We start from the raw sequence: 18,171 nt of genomic DNA on the forward strand, positions 1-18,171 counted from the left end.
ATGCACCACATCGCGAATCCACACGTAGTCGCCGTTCACTGTCAGCGCACGATAGTCGGCCTCGTGATCCACCCCGGCGCGGGATTGCGACACACAGAAATTCACCACGTACTCACGGTCGTCCGGGTGCATGCGTTCGACCCAGTCATCCACGCTGACCCAGCTTTGCGGGGTCCAGCCCAGCAATGCCTCGATCTGCGGGCCGATGTAGCTGAAGGTCATGCTTTGCCAGTCGATGCGCCAGGGGATGGCTTTGGTCGATTCCAGCAGGGTTTTGTGGACATCGCTGTCGGGCAGGTGGGGGGAATCGATGCTCATGGCGGGCTGCTCGGTGATGGCTAAAAGCCAAGAGCGTCTTGCGATCGACGCCGTGAGTCAAGCCTTCGCAAAAGCCGCAGACGAGAGGTCGCGTGCTGGGTTTCTGGCGCCAGAGCACCAGCGTTTGCAGGGCAAAATGAGGCACAGGTAACACTTTTGAATTAATTGTTCAGTAGCAGGTAAAAGCTTATCTATGCTGTTGGCAAAACACCGACAGGGTAGAACCCATGGACGGGGCCTCATCATGATTTCGCTCACCGAACTCAACCGCATCATGGCCGCGGGTTTCCTGCCGCTGGCGTGTGACTGCAGCCTCAACAGCGACGGTTCGCTGCGCATCAGCGTGTTCGAACCGGAGTCCGGTCGCGTCGACCTGCTGCTGACCCGGGTCTCGCCCCAAGGCCTGGACAGCATCCGTTCCATCTCAAACCTGATTGGCGAGCTGCGCACCGAGATCAAGGCCGGGCGCCGTGGTTTTGCGGCGGTGGGTTAACTGTTGACGGTAGAAGTGTGCGTGTTGGCTGCGCCGTAATAGCGCCAGCAGCAATGCCGGTGTTCCGGCAGGATCACGCAGCCGCTGAGACTGACGATCAACAGGGCGGTGATCAGCATGTATAGGCGACGGGACATGGTATTTCCTCATGGTGTGTTCTGCGTTATTCCTTGAACGCAACCACTGCTACGAATCCGTCGCAAGGCGTTCAAACATTTCATCCTGCCCCTCCAATCCCTGAGCAATACTGCCTTCCAGGCACCGCGCAAAAAAACTGTGCCGGCTGCGACGGATTTTTCCTACGTTGTGCGTTCAACCCATCAGCAGCGTGCACTTTCGCTCGCCGTATGAAGGAGTTGCCATGAAATCACTGGCCAAATTGCATTGCGCCTTGCTGGTGCCGCTGACGTTCGCCGCGCTTGTCAGCACCCCGACGTTTGCCCAGACCGAAGTGATTATTCGCCAGGCACCGCCGGTTGAGCGTGTCGAAGTGATTCCGGCAGAGCGCCCGGGTTATGCCTGGGACCGTGGCCACTGGCGTTGGGAGCACGGTGCCTACGCCTGGGTGCCGGGCCACTGGCAGCCGGTGATGCGTAACGCGCGGTGGGAGCCCGGGCATTGGGAGTCCCGTGGCCCGAACTGGTACTGGCGCGAAGGGCATTGGATTCGCTGAAAACTGACTCCCCGGACCGAGTATTACCCGATTGAAAGACACTGATCCGGACGTTGAGCTACTGGTGCGTATCAGCAATAACGAAGCGGCAGCCGTCACTGAAATGGTGACGCGTAAGCTGCCACGGTTGCTGGCACTCGCCGGTCGGCTTCTGGGGGATGCCGACGAGGCCAAGGACGTCGCCCAGGAAAGTTTCCTGCGGATCTGGCGCCAGGCGGCTAACTGGCGCGCAGGCGAAGCGCGCTTTGACACTTGGCTGCACCGGGTGGCGCTCAATCTATGCCATGACCGTTTGCGCCGGCGCAAGGAGCGTCCGTTGAATGAGGAGGAGGCGCTGGAGCTGGCAGACAGTGCCCCACCCCCGGATGAACAGTTGGAAAGCAACGAGCGCAGTACACGCATGGCCGCCGCGTTGGCGGCCTTGCCCGAGCGTCAGCGCGAAGCCATTGTGTTGCAGTACTACCAGGAGCTGTCGAACATCGACGCCGCGGCCCTGATGAATATCAGCGTCGAGGCACTGGAGAGCCTGTTGTCGCGGGCCCGCCGCCAGTTGCGCAGTCAACTTGCCGACACACCCGGGCTTGCCCGCCCAGGAAGGGGAACACCATGACACCTGAACGATTTGCTTATCTGGTCGATGCCTACGGTGCCAGCCTGCATCGTTGGCCTGTCGCCGATCAAGCGGCGGCCCGCGCCTTGCTCGACAGCGGCGACCCCGGTGCCCGCGAAGCATTGAGTGCGGCGCGCTGGCTTGATCAGCAGATGGACAGTCATCAACTGGCGCTCGTCGATCCCGCGTTGGCACGCAAAATCCGTCAGTCGGCCCCGCAACGCCGGTCATTCTGGTCGCGTTACGCCAGTTGGTTGTCGCCGGCCGGGCTGGTTGGCGTGGGCATTGCCGGCATCGCTGCCGGGGTGCTGGTGGCGTCGATGAGTGTGCCGCGGCCCATGCTGTCATCTGAAGTGCTGCCTAGCGTCTTCGATCAGGGCGATGCTGAAGTCGTTTTTACCGTCAACGCCGAGGAAGCCGAGCAATGACACCCAAAACCCTTAAACCCTGGTTGGTCGTCTCGGTGTTGCTCAACGTATTTCTGATCGGCGGAGTGGGGGGCGGTCTCTATCACTGGATGGCCGTCGCCAAGCCCGCCGAAGCGGTGGTCAACCAGCATGGTCTGCGCCAGGCGATGTTCAAGCTGCCCCCGGAACGACGCAAGGAGTTGCGGCAGTTATTGCGCCACAACCGTGCCGACAGCCAGCCGTTGATCATGGCGGGGCGCGAAGCCCGTTTAGGGGTGATCAAGCAACTGGAAGCACCGACCCTGGATCACGATGTGTTGGTGGCTGAGCTGGCCAAGGCGCGTGAGGCCGATGTGGCGCTGCGGGCCTTGGTGGACAGCACCCTGGCGCAATTTGCGAGCAGTTTGCCTCAGGATGAACGGCAGAAACTGGTCGAGGCGCTTTATCAGCGGGGACAGGCGAAGGCCAAAGTCACACAAGTGGCCAGCCGGCCACGTTCGTGAGCGTTCGTGGCGTCAGAGGCGACGCAAAAAGGCTTTGACGATATGCCGGGTGGCATCGGTGGTGTCCAGGTCATCCAGGGCGGCATAAGCATGCCACCGGCAATCGATGATCTCGTTGCAGGGCTTGGCCTGCGCGATGTTGATCACTGACGCTTCAAACACATGGTGCTCGGTGTCGCGAGCCTTCATGTGCTGCAAGTACAACAAGCCATCCACCTGCAACCCGGTCTCTTCGTGCAGCTCCCGTTCGGCTGCGCCCACGGGGCGTTCGCCGGGTTCGACCTTGCCGCCTGGCAATGCCCATTTTGATCGGGCTTTGCGCACGAAGAGGATATGCCCCTCATGTGCGCAAATGACCGTTGCGCGTGTTTTCAACGTCTGGTGCTCCGTAGCGAAATGAGTGTCATCAAATTGTAATGTAATTGTCATGTGTGGCTGCTGTGGCGCCGACAGAAGGGGATGTGGATACTGCTCGCTGGACAACACGGACGAGGAATGCAGGTGAGTATCGTACGCCCGTCATGGGGGGCTGGGACGATGTCGCGGACTGGCGCAAGGACTCGGGCCGAGTTGGCGATCGAAGCGTTGAAGACGGATCGAATCCTCGATCAGGTGCTACAACGTAACCATCATCATCCTGAGTCACCGCACTAAGGTGCGTTTTTTACAAGGAAAAGACGTATGAAATACTGGATGGCTTTATGGCTGGTGCTGGCCACGAGTGCTGTGGCGGCCCCGGGCAGCCAAGGGCAGGCGGGGGAGTTTGATTTTTATGTGTTGTCATTGTCGTGGTCACCGACCTTTTGCCTGACTCACCCTGGCAACGAGCAGTGTTCGGGCAAGGGTTACGGCTTTGTGCTGCACGGCTTGTGGCCGCAATACGTACGGGGCGGGTGGCCGGCGTCGTGTGAGCCGCAGTCGTCGCTGAACCGCGAAGCCATGGACAAGGGGGCCACGTTGTTCCCGAGCCGTTCGCTGCTCAAGCATGAATGGGCCAAGCACGGCACGTGCTCCGGGCTTGAGCCGTTGGCCTACCTGGACAAGACCGACGCCGCGCTGGGCGCGGTGAATATTCCGCAACAGTTGCAGCCGCTCAACTCGCCGCCGTCATTGCCGGCCCAGGAGATCGAGGCGTTGTTTCGCGAGAGCAACCCGCGCATGGGCAACCATGGGGTGGCGGTGATCTGTAAAGGCAAGGTGCTGTCGGAAGTGCGGGTATGCCTGACCAAGGATCTGGCGTTCGCCGGTTGCCCGCGCAGCGTCAAGACCCAATGCCGTGACGGTGACATCCGTATTCCTTCACAGCGTTAAGGTGGCTTGAGGGGCATTTTCTTCAATACCACGCGCGCCGTGCCCTTTACCGTGACGTCATCTTGATCGTCACCACATAAAGGGAATCGCAATGAGCTTGATCATTTCCATGGCCGCCTTCGCCTTGGCGACCTCCATCACACCGGGACCGGTCAATGTGGTCGCCCTGAGTTCTGGTGCGCGCTTCGGTTTTGCCGCCAGCCAGAAGCACGTGTTCGGCGCCGCCGTGGGCTTCACGTTGTTGTTGGTGCTGATTGGCCTGGGTCTTCATGAAGTGCTGACGCGATGGCCCATTCTCACCCAGTTGATCCAGTGGGGTGGGGTGGCCTTCTTGCTGTACATGGCCTGGAAACTGGCCGTGGATGATGGCCGGTTGGATGCTGATGGCGCGGCCACCGCGCCCTCGATGCTCTACGGCGCGATCATGCAGTGGCTGAACCCGAAAGCCTGGTTGGCCTGTGTGGCGGGCATGGGCTTGTTCGTGGCGGATGGCGATGCTGCCCAAGTGTGGCTGTTCGCGGCGCTCTATCTGGTGATCTGCTACCTGTCGGTGGCGTGCTGGGCCTACGCCGGGACGTTTTTGCGCCGTTACCTCGGCAACCCCCAGGGCGTACGCCTGTTCAACCGTTCAATGGCCGCGTTGCTGGTGGCCAGTGTGGGTTATTTGCTGATGGCTTGAGCAGGTCGCGGTACTGCCCCGGCGTGGCAGCGAAATGCTGTTTGAAGGCCCGCTGGAAATGCGCCTGGTCGGCGAAGCCCGAAGCCAGGGCCACATCGGCGATCAACTTGCCTTGGCGCAGTTGGGCACGGGCAAACTGGATGCGTTGGTTCACCAGATAAGCATGGGGTGTCAGCCCGTAATACTGCTTGAATGCGCGGATCAGGTAAGACGGCGATAGCTCGGCCGCCATGCAGATGTCTTCCAGTTTCAATGCTTGGGTACAGTGCTCGCGGATGTACTCGGCCGCCCGTTCAAGCTTGTGATTGACCTCCCGTATCGGCGTGTCGGCAGGGTTGAGGCGTTGTTGAACCTCAGTGAAAAAGCTCACCAGCGTACTTTGCTTCTGCAAGTGTTCGGCTTGCTCGTCCACCAAGATCTGATACAGCTCCAGCAGCCCTGCATACAACGTCTTGTCCCGCGTGTAAGGCGTGTTGAATGGCCGGTAACCCTGGTCGGTGCTGAAGCCCAATTGGTACTGCAGATCGGTCAGCCAGGGCGTGTCGATGTACAGCATTCGATAAGACCAAGGCTCATTGTCGATGGGGTTGCAGGCGTGCACATCGCCAGGGTTCATCAGCACGACTGTACCGGCGCTGATCTGGAAGGTGTCTGTGCCGTAATGGTAATAGCTGCGTCCGGTGGTGACCGCCCCGATGGAAAAATGCTCATGGGCATGCCGGCTGTAAGTGACCTTGCGCCCATCGGCGATGGCGCGCGTTTCGATGAATGGCAAGTGCTCGTCGCGCCAGAAGCGTGGTGAGTGCGAAGTAGGCTCTGTCATGCGTCCACTCCCGGTGCCAGGAACGCGGCCTCCAGCAGCTGCCGGGTATAGGCATGCTGCGGATCGGCAAAAATCGTTCGCGCCTCTCCCTGTTCCACCACCTGCCCATGCTTGACCACCATCAACTGGTGACTCAAAGCCTTCACTACCGCCAAGTCATGGCTGATGAACAGGTACGTCAGGTTGTATTTGGCCTGCAAGCTGCGCAGCAATTCCACCACTTGGCGTTGTACCGTGCGGTCGAGTGCCGAAGTGGGTTCGTCCAACAGGATCAGGCGCGGTTTGAGTACCAGGGCACGGGCGATGGCGATGCGTTGGCGCTGGCCGCCGGAGAACTCATGGGGGTAACGATGACGGGCCTCGGGGTCCAGGCCCACTTCCTTGAGTGCCGCGATAATCGCCGCTTCCTGGTCGGCCGGCGTCCCCATTTTGTGAATGCGCAAACCTTCACCGACGATTTCGCTGACGCACATGCGCGGGCTCAGACTGCCGAATGGGTCCTGGAACACCACCTGCATTTCCCGTCGCAATGGGCGTACCTGTTGCTGGCTGAGTGTGTCCAGTTGCTGGCCTTCGAAACGAATGCCGCCCTTGCTGCCGATCAGTCGCAAAATTGCCAAGCCAAGGGTGGACTTACCCGAGCCGCTTTCACCGACGATGCCCAGGGTTTGCCCTTGGGGTAAGCTGAAGTTGATGCCATCCACCGCCTTGACGTAATCGATGGTGTTGCGCAAAAAGCCCTTCTTGATCGGGAACCAGACCTTGAGGTCATCGACTTCCAGCAACGGTGGCCCGACTTCGTTGGCGGCAGGCTCGCCGCTGGGCTCGGCAGCCAGCAGTTCCTGGGTGTACGGGTGCTGGGGTGCTTGGAACAGCGTCTCGCAGTCGGCCTGTTCAACGATGCAGCCTTTCTGCATCACGCATACACGGTGGGCGATGCGTCGTACCAGGTTCAAGTCATGGCTGATCAACAGCAACGCCATGCCCAGACGGGCCTGCAATTCCTTGAGCAGCTCCAATATCTTCAATTGCACCGTGACATCGAGGGCTGTGGTCGGCTCATCGGCGATCAATAATTCTGGCTCGTTGGCCAATGCCATGGCGATCATCACCCGTTGGCGCTGGCCGCCAGACAACTCATGGGGCAGGGCCTTGAGGCGCTTGTGCGGATCGGGGATGCCCACCAGTTCCAGCAATTCCAGGGTGCGACGGGTGGCGACTTTACCGGTGAGCCCTTTGTGCAGGCCGAGCACCTCGTTGATCTGCTTCTCGATGGAGTGCAGGGGGTTCAACGAGGTCATCGGCTCCTGAAAGATCATCGCAATACGGTTGCCGCGAATGTGCCGGATGGTTTTTTCCTTGAGTGTCAGCAGGTCCTGCCCGGAATAGGTGATGGTGCCCGATGGATGTCGCGCCAACGGGTAGGGCAGCAGGCGCAGGATCGAGTGGGCGGTCACCGACTTACCCGAGCCGCTTTCGCCAACCAGGGCCAGGGTTTCGCCGCGCTGGATATCGAAGCTGACGTTGTTCACCACGCGGTGGTGATGGTCCCCGGTGACGAACTCAACGCTGAGGTCGCGGACTTCGATCAGATTGTCCTGATTCATCTCATTTCCTCGGGTCGAAGGCATCGCGAGCGGACTCGCCGATAAACACCAGCAAACTCAACATGATCGCCAGCACGGCAAACGCACTCATGCCCAGCCAGGGCGCTTGCAGGTTGGATTTGCCCTGGGCCACCAACTCGCCCAGGGACGGTGAGCCGGCTGGCAGACCGAAGCCTAGGAAGTCGAGAGCGGTGAGGGTACCGATGGCGCCGGTGAGAATAAATGGCATGAACGTCATGGTCGAAACCATGGCGTTGGGCAGGATGTGCCGGAACATGATCGCGCCATTCTGCATGCCCAGCGCCCGGGCTGCGCGCACGTACTCCAGGTTACGCCCGCGCAGGAACTCGGCGCGCACCACATCCACCAGGCTCATCCAGGAAAACAACAGCATGATCCCCAGCAGCCACCAGAAATTGGGTTGCACGAAGCTGGCGAGGATGATCAGCAAATACAACACCGGCAAACCCGACCAGATTTCCAGGAAACGCTGCCCGGCCAGGTCGACCCAGCCGCCATAGAAACCCTGCAGGGCGCCGGCGATCACGCCGATGATCGAGCTGAGGACGGTGAGGGTCAGGGCAAACAGCACCGAAACCCGAAAGCCGTAGATCACGCGGGCCAGCACATCACGGCCCTGGTCATCGGTGCCCAGCAGGTTGACGCTCGAAGGGGGCGCCGGGGCGGGGACTTTCAGGTCGTAGTTGATGCTCTGGTAGCTGAATGGGATCGGCGCCCACAAGGTCCACGCATCCTTGGCCTTGAGCAGTTCCTGGATGTACGGGCTCTTGTAGTTGGCCTCCAGCGGGAATTCACCGCCGAAGGTGGTTTCTGGATAGCGCTTGAGCGCCGGGAAGTACCAGCCGCCGTCGAAGTGCACCGCCAATGGCTTGTCATTGGCGATCAGCTCCGCGCCCAGGCTGAGCACGAACAGGATCAGGAACAGCCACAGCGACCACCAGCCACGTTTGTTGGCCTTGAAGCGCTCGAACCGACGGCGATTGAGGGGGGACAGGTTCATCTCAATGCTCCCGGCTGGCGAAGTCGATGCGCGGATCGACCAGGGTGTAGGTGAGGTCGCCGATCAGTTTCACGATCAACCCCAGCAGGGTGAAGATGAACAGCGTGCCGAACACCACCGGATAGTCGCGGTTGATCGCCGCTTCAAAACTCATCAGGCCCAGGCCGTCGAGGGAGAAGATCACTTCCACCAGCAACGAGCCCGTGAAGAAGATCCCGATGAATGCCGAAGGGAAGCCGGCGATCACCAACAGCATGGCGTTACGGAACACATGGCCATAGAGCACGCGGCGGTTGGTCAGGCCCTTGGCCTTGGCCGTGACCACGTATTGTTTGTTGATCTCGTCCAGAAAACTGTTTTTGGTCAGCAGCGTCATGGTCGCGAAGTTGCCGATCACCAGCGCGGTCACCGGCAGCGCCAGGTGCCAGAAGTAATCGAGGATTTTGCCGCCCCAACTCAACTCATCGAAATTGTTGGAGGTGAGCCCGCGCAAGGGGAACCAGTCAAGGTAACTGCCCCCGGCAAACACTACGATCAGCAGGATTGCAAACAGGAACGCCGGGATCGCATAGCCGACGATGATCGCCGAGCTGGTCCACACATCGAAGTGGCTGCCGTGTCGCGTGGCCTTGGCGATACCCAGCGGTATCGACACCAGGTACATGATCAGCGTGCTCCATAACCCGAGGGAAATGGATACCGGCATCTTTTCCTTGATCAAGTCGATGACCTTGGCGTCCCGGAAGAAGCTGTCGCCGAAATCCAGCCGGGCGTAGTTCTTGACCATGATCCACAAGCGTTCCGGCGCCGATTTGTCGAAGCCGTACATCTTTTCGATTTCCTTGATCAGTGCCGGGTCCAGGCCCTGTGCGCCCCGGTAGCTGGAACCAGCCACCGAGACCTCGGCACCGCCACCGGCAATGCGACTGGTGGCGCCGTCAAAGCCTTCGAGCTTGGCGATCATCTGCTCCACCGGGCCACCGGGGGCGGCCTGGATGATGATGAAGTTGATCAGCAGGATCCCGAACAGCGTGGGGATGATCAGCAACAGGCGACGAACAATATAGGCCAGCATTCAATCGCCTCCGCTCGCCGGGTCGGCGCTTTGAGTCGTGTCCAGGGGAACCGCCGGTTTTACGTCGGGTTTGGCCCACCAGGTCACGGTGCCGACGTCATAGCGCGGCGGAACCTTGGGGTGGCCCAGGTGATCCCAGTACGCCACGCGGAAGGTCTTGATATGCCAGTTCGGAATCACGTAGTAGCCGAACTGCAACACACGGTCCAGGGCCTTGGCGTGGGCCACCAGGCTTTTGCGCGAGTCGGCGTCGATCAGCTCTTCCACCAGTTGGTCGACTGCCGGGTCCTTGAGCCCCATGTAATTGCGGCTGCCGGGCTTGTCGGCGCTGGAGGACTTCCAAAACTCGCGCTGTTCGTTACCCGGCGAAGTGGACTGCGGGAAACTGCCCACCAGCATGTCGAAGTCCCGCGAGCGCAGGCGGTTGATGTACTGCGACATGTCGACCCGGCGAATCACCAGGTCGATGCCCAGGTCGGCGAGGTTGCGCTTGAACGGCAGCAGGACACGTTCGAAGTCAGTCTGGACCAGCAGGAACTCGATGGTCACTGGCTTGCCGGTAGTGTCGACCATCTTGTCGTTGACGATCTTCCAGCCAGCCTCCTGCAGCAACTGGTAAGCCTCACGTTGCTGGGTACGGATCATGCCGCTGCCGTCGGTTTTGGCGGGCTCGAACGCTTGGGTGAAAACCTCGGCCGGGATCTTGTCGCGCAGGGGTTCAAGAATCGCCAGCTCGTCCGGGCTGGGTAAACCGGTGGCGGCCATTTCCGAGTTTTCGAAGTAACTGCGACTACGGGTATAGGCGCCATTGAACAACTGCCTGTTGCTCCATTCAAAGTCCAACAACAGGCTGATTGCCTTGCGCACGCGCACATCCTGGAACATCGGCTTGCGCGTATTGAATACGAAGCCCTGCATGCCGGTGGGGTTGCCGTTGGGGATTTCTTCCTTGATCAACCGACCTTGGGCGACTGCCGGAGTGTTGTAGGCGTTGGCCCAGTTCTTCGCGCTGATTTCCAGCCAGTAGTCGAATTGGCCGGCCTTCAACGCTTCCAGGGCCACGGTGTTGTCGCGATAGTAGTCGGTGATGCGGTTGTCGAAATTGTAGAAACCCTGAGTGAGAGGCAAGTCCTTGGCCCAGTAGTCCTTGACCCGCTCGTAGCGAATCATGCGCCCGGCCTTGACCTCGGCCACCTTGTACGGTCCGCTCCCCAGGGGCACTTCCAGGTTGCCCTTGGCGAAGTCGCGGGTTGCCCACCAATGCTTGGGCAGTACTGGGAGCTGCCCAAGGATCAGCGGTAGTTCACGGTTATTGGTGCGCTTGAACTTGAACAGCACCCGCAACGGATCTTCAGCGACCACTTCATCGACGTCGGCGTAGTAGGTGCGGAAGATGGGCGAACCGTCTTTGAGCAACGTCTGGAAGGTGAACACCACATCTTCGGCGCGGATTGGATGCCCATCATGAAAGCGCGCTTCGGGGCGCAGATAGAAGCGGACCCAACTGTTGTCCGGCGCCTTTTCGATCTTGCCGGCCACCAGTCCGTATTCGGTGATGGGCTCGTCCAGGCTTTGCATGGCCAGGGTGTCGTAGATCAGGCCGATATTATCCGCTGGCACGCCCTTGCTGATGTAGGGGTTGAGGCTGTCGAAGCCGCCCATGGCGGATTCGCGGAAGGTGCCACCCTTGGGCGCATCGGGGTTTACATAGTCGAAGTGCTTGAAGTCGGCGGGGTATTTCGGCGGCTCGTTGTAGAGCGTCAACGCATGTTGCGGGGCAGCTTGGGCCACACTACATAGCAAGAGGCTGCCAAGCAGTGCAGTACGCAAAGACATCATTGGGCTTTCTCCGAAGCTTTGAGCCACCAAGCGCTCAAGCCCAGGCTATAGGGCGGCGTGGTGACAAAGGCGAACCGATTGCGGTATGCCAGTCGATGATAGTTGAGGTACCAATTGGGGATACTGTAGTGCTGCCACAACAGCACTCGGTCGAGGGCCCGGCCGGCGGCCAACTGTTCCTCGCGGGTCTGTGCGGCCAGCAGTTGTTCCAGCAGGTGATCGACCACGGGGCTGGCGATGCCTGCATAGTTCTTGCTGCCCTTGATCGCCACTTGGCTGGAGTGGAAGTACTGCCACTGCTCAAGGCCCGGGCTCAAGGTTTGGTTGAGGGTCATGAGGATCATGTCGAAGTCGAACTGATCCAGGCGTTGCTTGTATTGCGCCCGGTCAACGGTGCGCAGGCGTGCGTCGACGCCGATGCTGTTCAAGTTCTCGACATAGGGCTGCAGGATGCGCTCCAGGTTCGGGTTGACCAACAGAATCTCCAGGCGCAGGGGTTGCCCCTTGCTGTCGAGCAAACGTTGCCCCGACAGCTTCCAACCGGCTTCACCGAGCAATGCCAGGGCGCGGCGCATGGTGTCGCGGGGGATGCCACGCCCGTCGGTCTGCGGCAGGCTGAACGGCTGAGTGAACAGGGCGGCGGGCAACTGGTCGCGGTAGGGGGAGAGCATCAGCCATTCATGGCCCACCGGTACGCCGCTCGCCGAAAACTCGCTGTTGGGGTAGTAACTCACGCTGCGTTTGTAGGCGCTGCTGAACAGGGTGCGGTTGGTCCATTCAAAGTCGAACATCAGCCCCAGGGCTTCGCGTACTTTGGCTTGGCTGAAGGTCGGCCGCCGGGTGTTCATGAACAAACCCTGGCTTTGGGTCGGGATCTGGTGGGCGATTTGCGCCTTGATCACCTTGCCTCGGTTGACCGCCGGAAAGTTGTAGCCCGTGGCCCAGTTCTTGGCCTGGTGCTCAATATAAATGTCGAACTCGCCGGCCTTGAAGGCTTCGAACGCCACGTCGCTGTCGCGGTAGAACTCCACTTCGACCTTGTCGTAGTTGTAGAGCCCCTGGTTGACCGGTAGGTCCTTGCCCCAGTAATCCTTGACGCGTTCGAAGACCAATTGCCGCCCCGGCGTAACCTTGGTGATGCGATACGGCCCGCTGCCCAGCGGCGGCTCGAAGGTGGTGGCCTTGAAATCACGGTTTTTCCAGTAGTGCTGGGGCAGTACCGGCATTTCGCCCAGACGCAGGATCAGCAACGGGTTACCGGCGCGCTTGAATACAAAACGGATGCGATGACGGTTGAGGATATCGACCCGCGCCACTTCCTGCAGGTTGGTACGGTATTGTGGGTGGCCTTCAGTCAGCAGCGTGCGGTAGGAAAACGCCACGTCGTAGGCGGTGATGGGTTTCCCATCGTGAAAGCGCGCTTCGGGGCGCAGGTTGAACACGACCCAACTGCGGTCCTCGCTGTATTCCACCGATTGAGCGATCAGTCCGTAGCTGGAGGTGGGTTCATCACCGGAGGGGGCGTACTGGCCAGTGCCGACCATCAACGGCTCGTTCAGCTCATTGACGCCGTATTGCAGGAAGTTGGGGGTTGAAACCGGGCTGGAGCCCTTGAAGGTATAGGGGTTGAGTGTATCGAACGTGCCAAATGCCATGACCCGCAACGTCCCGCCTTTGGGCGCTGCAGGGTTTACCCAGTCGAAGTGGGTGAATTTGGCCGGGTACTTGAGTGTGCCGAACTGCGTGTAACCGTGGCTCTCGGTAATCGTCGCGTTCGCAGCAAAGCTCAAGGCCAGACTTATTAGTAGAAGGAGGGGACGCTTCAAGTCAGAGATCCGATCCAGGCGGCTTGGGCTTTATGATCGGTACAGTAACAGCTTGTTCCGGTTGGAAAAAGCATCTTGAAAACGGCGATAAACCAGTGTGGGAGCGGGCTTGCTCGCGAAGGCGGAGTGTCAGTCGATGCATGTTTGACTGATACACCGCCTTCGCGAGCAAGCCCGCTCCCACATTTGATTGCATTTCAACCTGTTGGAATCAGTGGCCGGAAGCCGCAGGCCCTGCCTTCGCGGTAAACGGTGGTTTGGCCAGCCACACCAGCAGAATCAAGCCCATGAACATCCACCCCAGTAACGTGAAGTAATCCACGGTGGACATCATGTATGCCTGACTGGTGAGGATCTGGTCCAGCTGCGTGTAGGCTTTCTGCCCTGCCCCACCCAGTGCACTCAGGGCATCACGGGTCGCCGAGTCGTAGGTGGTCATGTTTTCGCTCATGTACGCATGGTGCTGGTCCGCCCGGCGAATCCAGATCCAGGTGGTCAGCGAGGCCGCAAAGCTGCCGCCCAGGGTACGCAGGAAGGTCGCAAGCCCGGCGCCATCGGCAATCTGATGCGGCGGCAGATCGGACATCAGGATGCTCAAGGTCGGCATGAAGAACAGCGCTACACCGATGCCCATGAACAGTTGCACCAGGGCGACGTGCTGGAAGTCCACTTCATTGGTAAAGCCCGCCCGCATGAAGCAGCTCAAGCCAATCGCCAGGAACGCCAGGCCGGCCAGCAGGCGCAGGTCGAACTTGTGCGCGTACTTGCCCACGAACGGCGACATCAGCACCGGCAGAATCCCGATCGGCGCTACCGCCAGGCCGGCCCAGGTCGCGGTGTAGCCCATCTGGGTCTGGAGCCATTGCGGCAGGATCAGGTTGATGCCAAAGAAGCCCGCGTAGCCCAGGATCAACACGATGGTGCCGATGCGGAAGTTGCGGTAGGCGAACAGCCGCAAGTTGACCACCGGGTGCTTGTCGGTCATTTCCCAGATCACGAACACCGCCAGGGCAATCGCCGAAATCACGGCGCCCATGATGATGAAGTTGGATTCGAACCAGTCCAGGTCGTTGCCCTTGTCGAGGATGATCTGCAAGGCGCCGACGCCGACAATCAGGCTCAGCAGCCCGACGTAGTCCATTGGCTGATGACTGGTGACCACCGGACGTTTCTTCAACTGCGAACGCACCACCATCACCGCAAAGATGCCGATAGGTACGTTAATGAAGAAGATCCACGGCCAGCTGTAGCTGTCGGTGATCCAACCGCCGAGGATCGGCCCGGCAATCGGTGCGACCACCGTCACCATCGCCAGCAGCGCCAAAGCCATGCCCCGCCTCGCCGGCGGGTACACCGCGATCAGCAGCGTCTGGGTCATCGGGTACAACGGCCCCGCCACCAAGCCTTGCAGCACCCGGAAACCGATCAGCTCAGGCATCGAGGTAGACACACCACACAGAAACGACGCCAGTACGAACAGGATCGTCGCCCACAAAAACAGTTTCACCTCGCCGAAGCGCCGGCTCAACCAGCCGGTGAGCGGCAAGGCAATCGCGTTGCTCACCGCAAACGAGGTGATGACCCAAGTGCCCTGCTCCGAACTCACGCCGAGGTTGCCGGAAATGGTCGGCAACGCCACGTTGGCGATGGTGGTGTCGAGCACCTGCATAAAGGTCGCCAGCGACAGGCCAATAGTGGCCATCAACAGGCTGGGTGGCGTGAAGGAGGCGTTATTGCTCATCAGCGTTGCACAGCCTTGGGTGCGGCGAGGCTGTTGTCATGGATCAACTGCGTGATCATGGCGTCGGCTTCGGCCAATTGGCGGTCATACACATTGGTGGTAAACGAGGCCTTTTGCGGCGCCTGTTGTGCCAGCACCGGGCCGCTCTGGTCGTGCAGGTCCACATTGACCAGGGTGCTCAAGCCCACACGCAGCGGGTTCTTGGCCAATTCCTCGGCGTTGACGTGGATGCGTACCGGTACTCGTTGCACGATCTTGATCCAGTTGCCCGTGGCGTTCTGTGCCGGCAACAGGGCGAAAGCGCTGCCAGTGCCGGCGCCGAGGCTGTCAACGGTGCCGCTGAACTTCACGTCGCTGCCGTAGATGTCCGCTTCGATGTCCACCGGCTGGCCGATGCGCATATTACGCAGTTGGGTTTCCTTGAAGTTGGCGTCGATCCACAGCTGGTCCAGGGGAATCACGGCCATCAGGGCTGTGCCTGGCTGCACGCGTTGGCCCAGTTGCACGGTACGTTTGGCCACGTAGCCGGTGACCGGCGCGATCAGGGTGCTGCGGGCGTTGGTCAGGTAGGCCTGGCGCAGTTGTGCGGCGGCGGCCTGCACATCAGGATGAGACGAGATCACGGTGTCATCCACCAATGCGTTGGTGGTTTTCAGTTGCTGCTCAAGGTTGGTCAGGGCGTTTTTCGCTGCAGTCAGGCTGTCACGGGCGTGGGACAGTTCTTCCTGGGAAATCGCCCCGCCCTGGGCCAGGGTTCTACGACGGTTAAAGTTGTCCTGGGCAGTTTGCACGTCGGCCTTCTGCGCATTGACCTGAGCTTTCATTCCGTCGACGTTGCTGTACAAACCACGCACCTGACGCACAGTGCGGGCCAGGTTGGCCTGGGCGCTTTGCAGGCCGACGGCGGCGTCGTTCGGGTCGAAGTTGACCAGCACCTGGCCTTCGTGGACCAGATCGCCATCGTCGGCGCCGATGCTGACCACCGTGCCGGTGACCAATGGGGTGATTTCCACCACGTTGCCGTTCACATAAGCGTCATCGGTGCTTTCGCTGAAGCGGCCGTAGAACTCATACCAGCCCCACACGCCCACAGCGCCGAGGATGACGATGAGTGTCAGGAGCAACAGCATCACCTTGCGTTTGCGTGGGTTGCTGTCGTTCGCTTGTTCGTTTGCGTTGTTGCTGTCGGCAGTGGCCATGACAAATACCTCAAATTATTCCGTGCGTGTGGCTGGGGTGGTCGCGGCCACGCTGTTGGCGTTGAACCCGCCACCCAGGGCCTGCATCAATTGGATCGACAGATCGATTTGCGCGGCATTCAGCGTCGCCAACTGACGCTGGGCTTGCAGCAATTGTTGCTCGATGCTGAGCACGTCCAGGTAGTTACCGATCCCGGAGCTGTAGCGTTGCACGCCAGTATCAAAGGACTGCTTGGCAATGTCCGCGGCGTGTTGCTGGGCCTGGATCTGCCGACCGGTGTCGCGTAGCTGGGACAGCGTGTTGCCAATATCACCCAAGGCTTGCACCAGGGTTTTGTTGTACTGGGCCACCGCCAGGTCGTAATCGGCATCGCGGGCATCGAGGTCGGCGCGCAGGCGGCCGCCATCGAAGATCGGCAATGAGATCGTCGGCGCAATGCTGAAGAAACGGCTGGCCGAACCAAACATCGCATCCCCCAGCAACGACTCGGCCCCGGCGCTCGCACTCAGGTTGAGGTTGGGGTAGAAGCGGGTCTTGCTTGCGTCGATATTTTTGCTCGCCGCCTCTACGCGCCAGCGCGCAGCGATCAGATCTGGGCGACGGCCCAGCAGTTCGGCCGGCAACACCGATGGCACGGCCACGGCGCTGGGTTTCAACACATTCGGGCGAGTCAGCTCATTGCCACGATCGGGACCTTTGCCGAGCAAGACGGCCAGGGCGATCTTGGCGCTTTGCAGTTGCTTTTCCGCATCGATCAGTTGCGACTGGGAGCTGGCTTCCAGGCTTTCGGTCTGCTGGTACTGGTACTCGCTGTCGATACCCGAGCTCAGGCGGCGTTTGCTCAGGTCGAGCATCTGGCGAGTGCGCTTGAGGTCATCACTGGCCAGGTCACGCACGATATGGGCCTGGCCCAAGTCGCTGTAGGCCTTGGCCACGTTGGCGGCCAGGGTCAGGCGTGCGGCTTGCTGGTCGACTTCGGCGGCACGGGCCTGGCCCAACGCAGCTTCCCAGGCAGCGCGCTGGCCACCCCAGAGGTCGAAGTTGTAGTTGAAGCCGGCACTGATGTTACGCACGGTGGCGTAGGCATCGCCCTGCCCTCGTGGGTCCTGATCCTTGGCCAGGCGCGAGCGGCTGATGCCGGCGCTGGCATCCAGGGTCGGCATACGCGCAGCGTCGGCGGCAAAGGCGGCGGCTTCGGCCTGGTGGGCACGGGCATTGGCGACTTGCATGTCAGGGCTGTTTTGCAGGGCCTCGCGGATCAGGCCGTCGAGCTGGGGATCGCCGAGGCTTTTCCACCAGTCGGCGGAGGGCCATGCGGCGGTCGACAGGGTGACGCCGCTCAACGACTTGCCGGTTTGCAAGGTGTTGGCGTCCAGGCGTTTGCCCTGGGTGTCGAGGCCGCTGTAGTTAGCGCAACCGGCCAGGGTCATCGCCACCAGCACCAGGCTGAGTGCGCGTGTGCTCATTGATCACCTACCCGCTGGATGACGATGGCGTCACCGGCAGCTACCAGAATTTTCTTGAGGATTCGTTCCAGGGTTTGCAACTCGCCAGGCTCCAGGGAGCCGGCCAGTTCGTTCATCGACTGGGCGCCGATGTACGGCAGCATGTCCGCCAGGCGCTGGCCATCGTCCGTGAGCACCAGTTGCACCTGGCGCCGATCCTGTTCGGAACGTTTGCGCGCCAGCAGGCCCTTCTGCTCCAGGCGATCGAGCATGCGGGTCATGGAACCGCTGTCCAGGGACAGGTTGCGACACAGCTCGGCCGGGGTGTCGACGTCGAATTGGGCAATGATGATCAACACCTTGAACTGCGCGGCGGTCACGCCGTGGGGTTCCATGTGGGTGTCGATAATGCGGTCTTTGAGCAGCGCGGCTCGGCCAAGCAGGAGACCGAGGTGACAATTGCGAAAACTGTCAGGGGTGAAGTGGGCCATCGAAAGTCACCTTATTACTGCCTAGGCAGTGAATGTATGACAAGATGTTACTGCTTAGGCAGCGAATGTCAAATGGAATTATTAGCTTGCTTGCTAATGTGGGAGGGGG

20 protein-coding genes are annotated in these 18,171 nt (G+C 60.5%); 7 read left to right on the forward strand and 13 right to left on the reverse strand.

Annotated elements, in window-relative coordinates:
• Nucleotides 1-318: PAS domain-containing protein (locus ACRESD_RS21490; protein WP_431752743.1), on the reverse strand; the 318-nt coding region annotated here is incomplete at its 3' end.
• 244 nt (nt 319-562) lie between these two features.
• On the opposite strand from ACRESD_RS21490, the gene ACRESD_RS21495 reads away from it, so the two are divergent.
• On the forward strand, nt 563-811 hold the full coding sequence (locus ACRESD_RS21495) for a DUF1652 domain-containing protein (RefSeq protein ID WP_431752744.1): 249 nt from the start codon (nt 563-565) through the stop codon (nt 809-811).
• Here the strand turns inward: ACRESD_RS21495 and ACRESD_RS21500 are convergent.
• Nucleotides 808-948 (reverse strand): hypothetical protein, encoded by a 141-nt coding sequence (locus ACRESD_RS21500; protein ID WP_431752745.1) that lies wholly within the window; start codon nt 946-948, stop codon nt 808-810. The genes ACRESD_RS21495 and ACRESD_RS21500 overlap by 4 nt on opposite strands.
• Nucleotides 949-1,172: 224 nt before the next feature.
• Between ACRESD_RS21500 and ACRESD_RS21505 the strand changes: the two genes are divergently transcribed.
• From ACRESD_RS21505 to ACRESD_RS21520, 4 genes are read left to right on the forward strand one after another with little or no spacing between them, the layout of a single operon-like run.
• Nucleotides 1,173-1,484, forward strand: a complete 312-nt coding sequence (locus tag ACRESD_RS21505; protein WP_431752746.1) for a YXWGXW repeat-containing protein — start codon at nt 1,173-1,175, stop codon at nt 1,482-1,484.
• 31 nt (nt 1,485-1,515) lie between these two features.
• A complete protein-coding gene (locus ACRESD_RS21510; protein WP_431752747.1) occupies nt 1,516-2,094 on the forward strand; it encodes an RNA polymerase sigma factor in 579 nt (192 codons plus the stop codon).
• Nucleotides 2,091-2,522 (forward strand): hypothetical protein, encoded by a 432-nt coding sequence (locus ACRESD_RS21515; protein WP_431752748.1) that lies wholly within the window; start codon nt 2,091-2,093, stop codon nt 2,520-2,522. The genes ACRESD_RS21510 and ACRESD_RS21515 overlap by 4 nt, the downstream gene beginning before the upstream one ends.
• On the forward strand, nt 2,519-3,004 hold the full coding sequence (locus ACRESD_RS21520; RefSeq protein ID WP_431752749.1) for a periplasmic heavy metal sensor: 486 nt from the start codon (nt 2,519-2,521) through the stop codon (nt 3,002-3,004). Before ACRESD_RS21515 ends, ACRESD_RS21520 begins: the two co-directional genes overlap by 4 nt.
• Before the next feature lie 12 nt (nt 3,005-3,016).
• Here ACRESD_RS21520 and ACRESD_RS21525 read toward each other — a convergent pair whose 3' ends face one another.
• The gene (locus ACRESD_RS21525; RefSeq protein WP_431752750.1) at nt 3,017-3,379 is read right to left on the reverse strand and encodes an NUDIX hydrolase; all 363 of its coding nucleotides are present in this window, start codon (nt 3,377-3,379) and stop codon (nt 3,017-3,019) included.
• 306 nt (nt 3,380-3,685) lie between these two features.
• Here ACRESD_RS21525 and ACRESD_RS21530 point away from each other — a divergent pair, with 306 nt between their 5' ends.
• Nucleotides 3,686-4,315 (forward strand): ribonuclease T2 family protein, encoded by a 630-nt coding sequence (locus tag ACRESD_RS21530; protein ID WP_431752751.1) that lies wholly within the window; start codon nt 3,686-3,688, stop codon nt 4,313-4,315.
• A 91-nt stretch (nt 4,316-4,406) separates the two neighbouring features.
• Nucleotides 4,407-4,994, forward strand: coding sequence for a LysE family translocator (locus tag ACRESD_RS21535; protein ID WP_431752752.1), 588 nt, complete (start codon nt 4,407-4,409; stop codon nt 4,992-4,994).
• Here the strand turns inward: ACRESD_RS21535 and ACRESD_RS21540 are convergent.
• From ACRESD_RS21540 to ACRESD_RS21585, 10 genes are all read right to left on the reverse strand, one after another.
• Entirely contained in the window at nt 4,936-5,817 is an 882-nt protein-coding gene (locus ACRESD_RS21540) for an AraC family ligand binding domain-containing protein (protein WP_431752753.1), read from the reverse strand. The two genes, ACRESD_RS21535 and ACRESD_RS21540, sit on opposite strands and share 59 nt — an antisense overlap.
• Complete coding sequence (locus ACRESD_RS21545) at nt 5,814-7,424, reverse strand: ABC transporter ATP-binding protein (protein WP_431752754.1); 1,611 nt, start codon at nt 7,422-7,424, stop codon at nt 5,814-5,816. Before ACRESD_RS21545 ends, ACRESD_RS21540 begins: the two co-directional genes overlap by 4 nt.
• Before the next feature lies 1 nt (nt 7,425).
• Nucleotides 7,426-8,445: an ABC transporter permease gene (locus ACRESD_RS21550; protein WP_016972786.1), complete on the reverse strand. Its 1,020-nt coding sequence runs from the start codon at nt 8,443-8,445 to the stop codon at nt 7,426-7,428.
• 1 nt (nt 8,446) lies between these two features.
• Nucleotides 8,447-9,520, reverse strand: coding sequence for a microcin C ABC transporter permease YejB (locus ACRESD_RS21555; RefSeq protein WP_431752755.1), 1,074 nt, complete (start codon nt 9,518-9,520; stop codon nt 8,447-8,449).
• Nucleotides 9,521-11,359, reverse strand: a complete 1,839-nt coding sequence (locus tag ACRESD_RS21560) for an extracellular solute-binding protein (RefSeq protein ID WP_431752756.1) — start codon at nt 11,357-11,359, stop codon at nt 9,521-9,523. It abuts the gene before it with no gap.
• Nucleotides 11,356-13,185 carry an extracellular solute-binding protein gene (locus ACRESD_RS21565; RefSeq protein WP_431752757.1) on the reverse strand — a complete coding sequence of 610 codons (1,830 nt, stop codon included), beginning with the start codon at nt 13,183-13,185 and terminating at the stop codon, nt 11,356-11,358. The genes ACRESD_RS21560 and ACRESD_RS21565 overlap by 4 nt, the downstream gene beginning before the upstream one ends.
• A gap of 211 nt (nt 13,186-13,396) precedes the next feature.
• Nucleotides 13,397-14,926: a DHA2 family efflux MFS transporter permease subunit gene (locus ACRESD_RS21570; RefSeq protein WP_431752758.1), complete on the reverse strand. Its 1,530-nt coding sequence runs from the start codon at nt 14,924-14,926 to the stop codon at nt 13,397-13,399.
• Nucleotides 14,926-16,125: an efflux RND transporter periplasmic adaptor subunit gene (locus ACRESD_RS21575; protein ID WP_431752759.1), complete on the reverse strand. Its 1,200-nt coding sequence runs from the start codon at nt 16,123-16,125 to the stop codon at nt 14,926-14,928. The genes ACRESD_RS21570 and ACRESD_RS21575 overlap by 1 nt, the downstream gene beginning before the upstream one ends.
• Before the next feature lie 15 nt (nt 16,126-16,140).
• Nucleotides 16,141-17,592, reverse strand: coding sequence for an efflux transporter outer membrane subunit (locus ACRESD_RS21580; RefSeq protein WP_431752760.1), 1,452 nt, complete (start codon nt 17,590-17,592; stop codon nt 16,141-16,143).
• Nucleotides 17,589-18,062 carry a MarR family winged helix-turn-helix transcriptional regulator gene (locus tag ACRESD_RS21585; RefSeq protein WP_431752761.1) on the reverse strand — a complete coding sequence of 158 codons (474 nt, stop codon included), beginning with the start codon at nt 18,060-18,062 and terminating at the stop codon, nt 17,589-17,591. The genes ACRESD_RS21580 and ACRESD_RS21585 overlap by 4 nt, the downstream gene beginning before the upstream one ends.
• Nucleotides 18,063-18,171 lie beyond the last annotated feature (109 nt).

Origin of the sequence: Pseudomonas sp., from assembly GCF_050739995.1 — a bacterium.
Taxonomy (GTDB): domain Bacteria; phylum Pseudomonadota; class Gammaproteobacteria; order Pseudomonadales; family Pseudomonadaceae; genus Aquipseudomonas.